The organism is Xanthomonas sp. DAR33341, assembly GCF_003992815.1.
Classification (GTDB): domain Bacteria; phylum Pseudomonadota; class Gammaproteobacteria; order Xanthomonadales; family Xanthomonadaceae; genus Xanthomonas; species Xanthomonas cissicola.
Map to the genome: position 1 here is coordinate 100,997 of NZ_QEYV01000037.1, position 11,636 is coordinate 112,632.

At 66.3% G+C, this 11,636-nt stretch carries 7 protein-coding genes and 1 pseudogene; 7 read left to right on the forward strand and 1 reads right to left on the reverse strand.

Annotated features, from left to right (window positions below):
- Positions 1 to 118: 118 nt before the first annotated feature.
- A complete protein-coding gene (locus EO156_RS18995; RefSeq protein WP_016849102.1) occupies positions 119 to 1,489 on the forward strand; it encodes a hemolysin family protein in 1,371 nt (456 codons plus the stop codon).
- A gap of 10 nt (positions 1,490 to 1,499) precedes the next feature.
- On the opposite strand, the gene EO156_RS19000 is transcribed toward EO156_RS18995, so the two are convergent.
- Positions 1,500 to 2,450, reverse strand: coding sequence for a CAP domain-containing protein (locus tag EO156_RS19000; protein WP_026006844.1), 951 nt, complete (start codon positions 2,448 to 2,450; stop codon positions 1,500 to 1,502).
- A 195-nt stretch (positions 2,451 to 2,645) separates the two neighbouring features.
- Between EO156_RS19000 and purB the strand changes: the two genes are divergently transcribed.
- The 6 genes and pseudogenes from purB (at position 2,646) to sucB (ending at position 11,566) form a co-directional block, all read left to right on the forward strand.
- Complete coding sequence (gene purB / locus EO156_RS19005; protein WP_016849103.1) at positions 2,646 to 4,013, forward strand: adenylosuccinate lyase; 1,368 nt, start codon at positions 2,646 to 2,648, stop codon at positions 4,011 to 4,013.
- Positions 4,014 to 4,284: 271 nt separating this feature from the next.
- A pseudogene (locus EO156_RS19010) lies at positions 4,285 to 4,662 on the forward strand (DUF3060 domain-containing protein); the annotation flags it as partial.
- Positions 4,663 to 4,907: 245 nt separating this feature from the next.
- Positions 4,908 to 6,395, forward strand: coding sequence for a cupin domain-containing protein (locus EO156_RS19015; RefSeq protein WP_029828645.1), 1,488 nt, complete (start codon positions 4,908 to 4,910; stop codon positions 6,393 to 6,395).
- Positions 6,392 to 7,321: a GNAT family N-acetyltransferase gene (locus EO156_RS19020; protein WP_029828644.1), complete on the forward strand. Its 930-nt coding sequence runs from the start codon at positions 6,392 to 6,394 to the stop codon at positions 7,319 to 7,321. The genes EO156_RS19015 and EO156_RS19020 overlap by 4 nt, the downstream gene beginning before the upstream one ends.
- Before the next feature lie 105 nt (positions 7,322 to 7,426).
- Positions 7,427 to 10,330 (forward strand): 2-oxoglutarate dehydrogenase E1 component, encoded by a 2,904-nt coding sequence (locus tag EO156_RS19025; RefSeq protein WP_026006975.1) that lies wholly within the window; start codon positions 7,427 to 7,429, stop codon positions 10,328 to 10,330.
- Between the two features lie 42 nt (positions 10,331 to 10,372).
- Complete coding sequence (gene sucB / locus EO156_RS19030; protein ID WP_016849807.1) at positions 10,373 to 11,566, forward strand: dihydrolipoyllysine-residue succinyltransferase; 1,194 nt, start codon at positions 10,373 to 10,375, stop codon at positions 11,564 to 11,566.
- Positions 11,567 to 11,636 lie beyond the last annotated feature (70 nt).

Consider the following 11,636-nt stretch of genomic DNA (forward strand, 5'->3'; position numbering starts at 1 on the left):
TGTCGGCTAGACTGCCTGCTGATCGTGACGAGATACCAAGCCGCCATGGGCGACGAGCCTGACTGTAGAAACGCACGTTCCGCATCGGTTGCCGCGACACTGCTCATCGCTACCGCACATGCGGTGGCACGCGGATGGACCGCTCCTGCAGCGCATGGAGGCGGCCATGTTGGGTAACGTCCTGCTGCTGTTGGTGGCATTGCTGCTGGTGCTGTTGAATGGATTTTTCGTCGCCGCCGAGTTCGCGCTGGTCAAGCTGCGGCACACGCAAGCGGTGGGCCTGGCGCAAACCAACGGCTGGCGCGGGCGCTTGTTGCTCGGTGTACACGCGCATCTGGATGCGTATCTGTCGGCCTGCCAGCTCGGTATCACGCTGGCTTCGCTCGGATTGGGCTGGGTCGGCGAGCCGGCTTTCGCACATCTGCTGCAACCGCTGTTCGATACGCTGGGCCTGTCGCCGGAAGCGGCACAATTCACTGCGCTGGCAATCGCCTTCAGCTTGATTTCGTTCCTGCATATCGTGCTGGGCGAACTGGCGCCCAAGACCATGGCGATCCGCCGCCCGGAACGCATGTCGTTGTGGACCGCTGCGCCGCTGTACGTTTTCTACTGGCTGATGTACCCGGCCATCTGGGTGCTCAATACCAGCGCCAACCGCTTTCTGCGCCTGCTCGGCTGGGGCGAGGTGGAACATCACTCGCATCGTTACTCACGCGAGGAACTGATGCTGATCGTCGGCCGCCAGGACCCGAACGCCGCTGCGCCCGACCAGGGGCTGGCCTTGATGAGCCACGCGTTGGAATTGCCGGATCTGGTCGCCGGCGATTTGATGCGCCCGCGCGAGCACATGCGCAGCCTGCGCGAAGGCATGATCCTGGAGACGGTGCTGGCCGAATTCAGTGAGTCGCGCTACAGCCGCTACCCCTGGTTCGATGCCGATGGCGAACAGGTACTCGGCATCCTGCACACCAAGGATTTGCTGGTGGCGATGGCACGCGGCCAGAACCTGGACGATCTGCGCCCGCTGCTGCGCCCTCCCACCGTGCTGACCCTGGAAACGCCGATTCCCAACGCGCTGGAGCAATTCCGCACCGGCACCACCCATCTGGCGCTGTGCGTGGAAGAAGAAGGCCGCATCCTGGGCTTTTTCACCCTGGAAGACCTGCTGGAAGTGGTGGTTGGCGACATCGAGGACGAGCACCGACACGTGGTGCGCGATGCCCCGATCCGTGGCCAGGACGGCTCGCTGCTGGTCGCCGGCAGCACCTCGATCTTCCGCCTGGAACGCCTGCTCGGTCAGGACCTGAGCGCGCCGGACCACGTCAATTCGGTCGGCGGGCTGATCCTGTATCAGCTGCAGCGCCTGCCCGAGGAAGGCGAAACGCTGGAGCTGGATGGTCACCTGCTGACCGTGCGGCGCATGGCAGGCCATCGCATCCAGGCAGTCACGGTGCGGCCGGTGGGCGAAGCCGTCGACGCGGCCAGCTGATGCCGTCGATTCAGTCGGCGGACGCGCGGGCCGATTGGCCGATGCGAAACCAATAACGGTAATCGCGCGACTGCCCGCCGAACCGCGCCCCGCGGATGGTCACGTCGTAGATCACACCCGGCTGCAGGCGCGGCACCCGGAACTGCAGGCTATTGGGCACCCCGAAACCTTCGTGGTCGTCGCTCAGGTTGCGTACCTGCAGCTGGCGTCCATCGCGCTCGCGGATCTGCACCTGCGCATCGGCGTAGTCGACATCGCGATTGGCGAACTTGCGCTTGCGGTCCGGCAATGCGGTGAACGACAACAGCGCATCGTCGGAATAGTAGCGGCCCGGGTACTCGCCGATCGGCCAGGCGATGAAATCCTCACGCGTCCGCGCCGCGACGCCGACCGCCGGAACGAAGCGCAGCGCGGCACCGCTACTGAACGTGGCGCCGTCGCGACCGGCCACCATGCCGAAGGCGACGCGTTGCAGAAACGGATCCAGCAGCCAGCGCCGGTGCCCCAGTCCACCGGCGCTGACATTGTTGGCGTCGGTCAGCCACTCGATCACGATCTGTTCGGCGCTGGAGAAACGCAGCAGCGGCGAGCTGACTCCGCCGTAGATCAGGCTACGGCGCGCGCCCTTGGCTGCGGTGTCGGAATAGCAGCGCCAGTCCGGCGTCAGCGTATGGCTGAGGCGGCCGTTGGCGGCAATCACCAAGGCCGCCTGGGTGGCTTCGGGCTCGGCCGCCGGGTCGTCGTCGACCGCGTCGAGCCCGTGCAGCCGACGGATGTCGTTGATCAGCGCCAGCACGCGTTGCCGCTGCGCCGGCTGCAGGTCTCCGGCGCGGCAGCTGGCGATCGCAGGCGGGGTGCGATACAGCGCCGCCGCCTGCGCGGCGAAGTCGGCATCCTGCGCGGCGGCGGGCAGCGCGGCGGTAAAGATCGCAAAGGCGAGGCGAGCGAAGATCGGGCGCATGGCAGCCGGAACAGCGCAGGGAGCTCTACCATAAAGTGCAGGTCGCGCCATGTCGGGCTCCTCTGCCGCGCAGGTAGCCCGCCATTCAGCCATTCTGCCGTGGGCTTGGGAACCCGTTTTGCAGGGCACCGGGCCTGCCCGCAGCCTCGGCGGCGTAGAATGCTGGCCCCACCGTCACCGCTGCCTCTCCTGCCCATGTCGGATTCCGCTCTGCTCGCCCTGTCCCCGCTCGATGGCCGCTACGCCTCCAAAGTGGATGCGCTGCGCCCGATCTTCTCCGAATACGGCCTGATCAAGGCGCGGGTCAAGGTCGAAATCGAATGGCTGCTGGCACTGGCCGCCGAGCCGGGCATCGCCGAACTGGCGCCGTTCTCGCCGGCTGCCACGCAGCGGCTGCGCGCCCTGGCCGACGATTTCAGCGTGGCCCATGCCGCGCGGGTCAAGGAAATCGAGCGCACCACCAACCATGACGTCAAGGCGGTGGAGTACTTCATCAAGGAGCAGCTCAAGGACGATGCCGAACTCGGCCCGGCGCTGGAATTCGTGCACTTTGCCTGCACCAGCGAAGACATCAACAACCTGAGCTACGGGCTGATGCTGGAGCAGGCACGCCGTCAGGTGTTGCTGCCCAGCCTGGATGGTATTACCGCCGCGCTGCGCGCCCTCGCCCACGCCCAGGCCGCCCAGCCGATGCTCTCGCGCACCCACGGCCAGACCGCCTCGCCCACCACGCTGGGCAAGGAAATCGCCAACGTGGTCGCGCGCCTGGAGCGCCAGCGCAAGCAGATCGCCGCAGTCGAACTGACCGGCAAGATCAACGGCGCGGTCGGTAATTACAACGCGCACCTGGTGTCGTACCCGGACCTGGACTGGTCGGCGTTCGCACAGCGTTTCGTGGAAAGCCTGGGTCTGGTGTTCAACCCCTACACCACCCAGATCGAGCCGCACGACAATGTGGCCGAAATCGGCGATGCCAGCCGCCGCGCCAACACCATCCTGATCGACCTGGCGCGCGACATCTGGGGCTATATCTCGCTGGGCTATTTCAAGCAGAAGCTGAAAGAGGGCGAAGTTGGCTCCTCGACCATGCCGCATAAGGTCAACCCCATCGACTTCGAAAATGCCGAGGGCAATTTCGGCATCGCCAACGCGCTGTTCGAACATTTCTCCGCCAAGTTGCCGATCAGCCGCTGGCAGCGCGACCTCACCGATTCCACCGTGCTGCGCGCACTCGGCACCGCGTTCGGCCATACCCAGGTCGCGCTGGATTCGCTGGCCAAGGGCCTGGGCAAGCTCACCGTCAACCCCGAGCGGCTGGATGCCGACCTGGATGCGGCCTGGGAAGTGCTGGCCGAAGCCGTGCAGACGGTCATGCGCCGCCACGGCCTGCCGAACCCCTACGAACAACTCAAGGCGCTGACCCGCGGCCAGGGCATCACCGCCGCCTCGATGCAGGCCTTCGTGGAAAGTCTGCAACTGCCGGAACAAGACAAGCAGCGCCTGCGCGCGCTCACCCCGGGCGCCTACACCGGGCTGGCCGAGCAGCTGGCGCGCGCGATCTGAGCTGACCGAACCGCGAGCTTCGGTGGGAGCTTGCGAAGCGGGCCACGTCATCGACCTCATCGGCGAGGCGTCATCGGCATCAGCGCATGCCGATGACGCACGATCAAGGCCAGTGATGACGACGCCTCGCGTCGGATGCGTCGCACGGCCTTAGCGGACTGGATGGTTGGCGAGGACCTGCACATGGGTGACCTGACCGGACTGCTATCGTGCCGGCCTTGCTTTTCACCAGACCGGCGATGCGCGTCACCCACACGGCACTGTCCCTGCTCCGGCCAGCGGCGCAGACTGTGCCGGCAAAGATGTCCGGCTGACCCGCGATGACAGCGAATGGATCCTGCACGGCGCGTGCGGCACGGTCACCATCACCGCCTCGCGTGGCGCGATGAATCTGGACACCGCGCGCAGCATTCGGCTGGAGGGAAGCAACGTCACGGTACTCAACAGGCAACTCGGTCAGCTCAGCGTGAGCGGTCACGACAACGCGCTCAATCTGACCGATGTCGATCGCGTGGACATCCAGGGCAACAGGAATCTGGTGCTGGCGCGCGCCGTGAAACAGGTACGGTTTTCGGGCAACGACAACACCGTCAACCCTTCCAGCAACCCCTTACGAGACGATCGCGGCAGCCGCAACAAGGTGATGTGATGCGCGCCGGTGCGCTACCGCGCGCGCGGCGATCGGCGTGCGCGGCAGGCGCCACCATGCCGCTCGCACGGCCATCAGCACGAAGAAGCGATCGGAATCGCTGGCCAGCCCCGCAGCGGCGAACGGGAGCCGGCTCGCTGCGCGCCGCACAGGTGCACATCCGGCTCGGGCAGTCGACAATAGGCCATTGGCGCCGGCCGATGCCGCGCACCGCACTCTCTATCTACATCGTGTAAGGACCCCCCATGGCCGTACGTAAAGCGACCCCACTTGCCATCGAAGTCCAGGCCCGTCCGGGACAGCCGCTGGGTATGCCGGTCGAGCGTTTCCTGCGCAATTACTGGCACAAGCACCCGCTGTTGATCCGCAATGCGTTCGCGGATTTCGCCTCGCCGCTGCAGCCGGAAGATCTGGCCGGGCTGGCCTGCGAAGACGGCGTGCTGGCACGCCTGATCAGCCACGACCGCGCCACCGACGGCTGGGACGTGCGCACCGGCCCGTTCCAGGAAACCGATTTTCCCGGCCTGCCCGACCATGACTGGACCTTGCTGGTGCAGGACGTGGACAAATGGGACGCCGACGTGCGTGCCCTGCTGGAGCACTTCCGCTTCCTGCCGCGCTGGCGTATCGACGACATCATGATCAGCTTCGCCGCCACTGGCGGTTCGGTGGGCGCGCATGTCGACCACTACGACGTGTTCCTGCTGCAGGGCCAGGGCCACCGCCGCTGGCAGATCGACGCGCGCACCGTCCAGGGCCGCAAGGCCACGCCGTTGGCGTTCCGCGACGATGTCGAGCTCAAGCTGCTACGCGAGTTCAAGCCCACCCACGATTGGGTGCTGGGCCCGGGCGACATGCTCTACCTGCCGCCGCTGATCCCGCACCACGGTGTGGCCGAAGACGCCTGTCTGACCTTCTCCATCGGCACCCGCGCACCGTCCTCGGCCGAGCTGATCGGCGATTACCTGGACACCTTGATTGCCGATGCCGACGAGGCCGTGCGCTATCACGACGAAGACCTCAAGGTGCCGGCCGACCCCTACGAAATCGACGTCACCGCGATGAACCGCGTGGTCGCTGCGCTCAATGCGCTGCGCATGAACGACCCCGACCGTCTGGGCGACTGGTTCGGCCGTTTCATGACCACCTACCGCGCCTCCGGCGACGTGGTGCCGGCGCCCGAGCCGATCCCGCGCGAAGCGGTCGAGCAGGCGCTGGAAGAAGGCGTGCTGCTGCACCGCCACCCGTGGTCGCGGCTGGCCTGGCGGCGCGCCAAGCGCGGCGCCACGCTGTTCTGCAGCGGCCTGGAGTTTGCGCTGTCGGCCAAGGATGCGTCCCGCCTGGCCGCGGCCGAAGAGATCGACGGCACGCTGTACGCGCAGTTGTCCCCGCGTGGCCGCGAGGTGGTACTGGAACTGCTGGCACACGGCCACTACCAGCGCGCCCACGAAGATGCCGAGGACGCCATCGCAGACGACGACCACGCGCATGCGCTGAGCGTGTCGGCCGACCACGACGACGAAGACGCCGAGGACGACGCGCCGGAGGCGGACGAAGACATCGATGCCGACGCCGATGTCGAACAGGTTGCCGACGCTGCCGATACCCCGGCAGAGGCGTTGGAGGCCGATGTCGAGCCCGGCGACGATGCCGAAGCCGAGCAGGACGTCGACAGTGCGATCGCCGACGAGACCGATTCCGACGACAGCGACGACACCACCAAGCCTGCATGACCGCGCACGCCAGACCGCAGATCGTCACGCTGGACCCGGCCGCCGACGCCGCGGCGCTGCGTGCGCTGCGGCTGGCCTGCGCCACCGACACCGCTGGCGCCACCGGCGGTGTCCAGTGGGATGCATTGGACCCGCTCAGCCTGCATCTGGCCGTACGCGCCGAGGGCCAGCTGATCGCCTCGGTGCGGCTCACCGCCGACCGCCGCCTCGACCGGCTCGGCGTTCTGTCCAACTGGCGCCGCCGTGGCGTGGCGGACCAACTGCTCGCTGCCGCAGTCGACGCGGCACGGCAGCGCGGCTGGCCTGGCCTGCGCGCATGTCCCAGCCCTGCTGCGGAAGCGGTCTTCGCGCGCCTGGGCTTTCTGCCCGACGCTGACACCCTCTCCTCACCCGAGCGCATTGGCCAGACCCACGATGCGCCCGGTACCGTCGTGCACCGTCGCCTCGACGGCCCGATGGCAGTGGACTCCTTCACCGCAGCCTTGGCCGCCACCACCGGGCTGCTGTGCGCCGCGCGCCGCCAGGTGCTGATCTACACCCGCGCCCTGGACCCGGCCCTGTTCGACAACGCCGCGGTGCTCGACGCGCTGCGTCGTTTCGCCACCGCCCGCCACGACAAGCGTGTACATGTCCTGGTGCAAGACACCGCCAGTGCCGCGGCCAGCAGCAGCGCGATGCTGCGCTTGGCACAGCGCCTGCCCAGCGTGTTCCGGTTCCGCGCGGTCAGCGACCCGGTCGATGCAAGTTTTGCATCGGTCTATGTTGTCGGCGACGACGCCTACTACTTTCGTCCAACAGGTCATCGCTTCGATGATGGCGAAACCTGGCTGTCGGGCGCAGCGCGCAGCCGCCAGCTGGAGCGCGAATTCGCGCAGATATGGGAGCGCAGCGCGCTCTGGAACGAGCCGCGCGCGCTCGGCATCTGACGCCGCAGCGCCCCTTGCACGTAGGCGCGCGCGCGATTGGTCTACCCCGTCGGTCAGCTTGCAGACGCCTCCTCACTAGCGCAAGGGGGTATAATTTTTCGAGATTTGAGACCGACCGATAGGGCATCTCGCCCTGCCGCTTCCGCACAATCATCCCCACAGCAGACCCGACTTACCATCGTGGATAATCTCCTAAAGCAGTTCGCGCAGTCATCGCAACTCGCCGGCGGCAACGCCGCCTATATCGAGGATCTGTACGAGCAGTACCTCGTCGCCCCGGACAGTGTCGATCCGAAGTGGAAGAGCTACTTCGATGGTTTCGAAGGTCGCGGTGCCGGTGATGTGCCGCACTCGGCGGCCATCGCCCACATCCTCGCCGCCTCCAAGCAGGCTGCCAATGCCGGCACCGGCGCAGGCGCCAGTGACGAGCGCGAGCGCAATGTCGGCCGTCTGATCACCGCCTACCGCGCCCGTGGCCACCTCGGCGCCCAGCTCGACCCGCTGGGCCTGGTCCCGCCGGTCAACCCGCCCGACCTGGACCTGCCGTTCCACAGCCTGTCCCAGGCCGATCTGGACAGCGAGTTCAGCACCGGCGGTGTCGGCGGCCAGCCGCGGATGAAGCTCAAGGATCTGCTGACGCGCCTGAAGGCGACCTACGCCAGCAGCATCGGCGCCGAGTTCATGCACATCCAGGAGTTCGATCAGCGCCAGTGGATCTACAAGCGCCTGGAAGACGCCGGCGGCAAGATTGCCGGCGATGCGGCCAGCCGCAAGCGCACCCTGGAGCGGCTCACCGCTGCCGAGGGCCTGGAGCGCTACCTGCATACCAAATACGTCGGCCAGAAGCGTTTCTCGCTGGAAGGCGGCGATTCGCTGATCCCGATGATGGACGAGATCATCCGCCAGTCCGGCAACGATCAGGTCAAGGACATCGTGATCGGGATGGCCCACCGCGGCCGCCTCAACGTACTGGTCAATACGCTGGGCAAGAACCCGCGCAAGCTGTTCGACGAATTCGAGGGCAAGTTCGAGCATGCCCATGACGACCGTGCGCACACCGGCGACGTCAAGTACCACATGGGCTTCTCGGCCGATATCGCGGTGGGCACCGACAAGCAGGTCCACCTGGCGCTGGCCTTCAACCCCTCGCACCTGGAAATCGTCGACCCGGTCGTGGTCGGCAGCGTGCGTTCGCGCCAGGAGCGTTTCGGCGATGCCGAGCGCAAGAGCGTGTTGCCGATCCTGATCCACGGCGATGCCGCATTCGCCGGCCAGGGCGTGGTGATGGAGCTGTTCCAGATGTCGCAGGCGCGCGGTTTCGCGGTCGGCGGCACCGTGCACATCGTCGTCAACAACCAGATCGGCTTCACCACCAGCACCCGCGACGACGCCCGCTCCACGCTGTACTGCACGGACGTGGCCAAGATGATCGGCGCGCCGGTCTTCCACGTGAACGGCGACGATCCGGACGCGGTGATGTTCGTGTCCAAGCTGGCTTACGAGTTCCGCCAGCAGTTCAAGAAGGACGTGGTCATCGACCTGGTCTGCTACCGCCGCTGGGGCCATAACGAAGCCGACGAACCGGCAGCGACCCAGCCGGTGATGTACCAGACCATCCGCAAGCACAAGACCACCCGCGAGCTGTACGCCGCCAAGCTGGAAAGCGAAGGCGTGCTGAGCGCCGACGAGGCCAAGGCGCTGGTGGACGGCTACCGCAACAAGCTGGATTCGGGCGAGTACACCACCGAACTGGCCAAGCGCAAGCCGGACGAATTCGCCATCGATTGGTCCAGGTACCTGGTCGGCACCGCTGCCGATCCGGTGGACACGCGCGTCAAGCGCGACCAGCTGGACCGCCTGGGCAAGCTGATCACCACCATCCCCGAAGGCGTCGAACTGCACGCCCGCGTGGCGAAGATCTACGAAGATCGCGTCAAGATGGCCGCCGGCGATCAGCTCGGCGACTGGGGCTTTGCCGAGAACCTGGCCTACGCCACCTTGCTGGCCGAAGGCCACAAGCTGCGCTTGGTTGGGCAGGACGCCGGCCGCGGCACGTTCTTCCACCGTCACGCGATCCTGCACGACCAGAAGACCGACGACTACTACCTGCCGCTGCGCCAACTGGTGCAGAACCCGGAAGACGCCACTGTCATCGACTCGTTGCTGAGCGAAGAAGCGGTGATGGGCTTCGAATACGGCTACTCCACCACCGACCCGAATGCGCTGTGCATCTGGGAAGCGCAGTTCGGCGATTTCGCCAATGGCGCGCAGGTGGTGATCGACCAGTTCATCGCCGCCGGCGAGGCCAAGTGGGGCCGCATCGCGGGCCTGTCGCTGTTCCTGCCGCATGGCTACGAAGGCCAGGGCCCGGAACACAGCTCCGCACGTCTGGAGCGCTTCCTGCAGCTGTGCGCGCTGGAGAACATGCTGGTCTGCGTGCCGACCACGCCGGCGCAGTGCTTCCACATGATCCGCCGCCAGATGCGCATGACGACCCGCAAGCCGCTGGTGGTGATGACGCCCAAGTCGTTGCTGCGCCACAAGCTGGCGGTGTCGAGCCTGGAAGAACTGGCCGACGGGCAGTTCCAGCATCTGATCCCGGACGCCAAGGCCGACGCGGCCAAGGTCAGGCGCGTGGTGCTGTGCTCGGGCAAGGTCTATTACGACCTGCTCGAAGACCAGACCAAGCGTGGCCAGGACGATGTCGCCATCCTGCGCGTGGAGCAGCTGTATCCGTTCCCGCGCGCGCAGCTGGCGGCCGAACTGAAGGCCTATGCCAACGCCACCGATGTGGTGTGGTGCCAGGAAGAACCGCAGAACCAGGGTGCGTGGTACCAGATCCGCCACCACCTCAACTTCTGCCTGGCCGGCGGTCAGAGCCTGCATTACGCCGGCCGTGCCCGTTCGCCCTCGCCTGCCGCCGGCCACATGGCCGACCACATCATCGAGCAGCAGAAGCTGGTCGCCGATGCGCTGCTCAACCCGTTCAACGACCAAGTCGCTGAATAACTCCTCTTCCCCAAAGAACGAAAACCCTAGGACGCTCCCCGAATGGCCACCGAAGTCAAAGTTCCGGTACTGCCCGAATCCGTTTCCGACGCCACCATCGCCAGCTGGCACAAGAAGGCCGGCGAAGCGGTCAAGCGCGACGAGAATCTGGTCGACCTGGAAACCGACAAGGTCGTGTTGGAAGTTCCTTCGCCGGTCGACGGCGTACTGAAGGAAATCAAGTTCGAAACCGGCAGCACGGTCACCAGCAACCAGATTCTGGCGATCATCGAAGAAGGCGCTGTGGCTGCGGCGGCACCAGCTGAAGAGAAGCAGGCCACTGCCCCGGCTGCGACTGCTGCGGCACCGGCGGCCGCCGCGGCGCCTGCTGCGTCCAAGTCCGCTGCCGATTCGCTGCCGCCGGGCGCGCGTTTCTCCGCGATCACCCAGGGCGTGGATCCTTCGCAGGTCGAAGGCACCGGCCGTCGTGGCGCGGTGACCAAGGAAGACATCGTCAACTTCGCCAAGGCCGGCGGCGTCGGCAAGGCCTCTGGTGCCCGCCCGGAAGAACGCGTGCCGATGACCCGCGTGCGCAAGACGATCGCCAAGCGCCTGATGGAGTCCAAGAACTCCACCGCGATGCTGACCACCTTCAATGAAGTCAACCTGGCCAAGGTGTCGGCCGCGCGCAAGGAGCTGCAGGACGAGTTCCAGAAGGCGCACGGCATCAAGCTCGGTTTCATGAGCTTCTTCGTCAAGGCTGCCGCCAACGCGCTGCAGCGCTTCCCGCTGGTCAACGCCTCGATCGACGGCGACGACATCATCTATCACGGCTACAGCGACATCTCGATCGCGGTGTCGACCGACAAGGGCCTGGTCACGCCGGTGCTGCGTAACGTCGAGCGCCAGTCGTTCGCCGATGTCGAGCAAGGCATTGCCGATTACGCCGCCAAGGCGCGCGCCGGCAAGCTGGGCCTGGACGACCTGCAGGGCGGCACCTTCACCATCACCAACGGCGGCACCTTCGGCTCGCTGCTGTCCACCCCGATCATCAACCCGCCGCAGAGCGCCATCCTGGGCATGCACGCGATCAAGGAGCGTCCGATCGCCGAGAACGGCCAGGTCGTGATCGCGCCGATGATGTATCTGGCGCTGTCCTACGACCACCGCATCATCGACGGCAAGGACTCGGTGCAGTTCCTGGTCGACATCAAGAACCAGCTGGAAAACCCGGGCCGCATGCTGTTCGGCCTGTAAGCGCCGGGAATCGGGGATGGAGATACGGGAATGGGACAAGCGCCCATGGACCGCTCCATTCCCGCCTGGA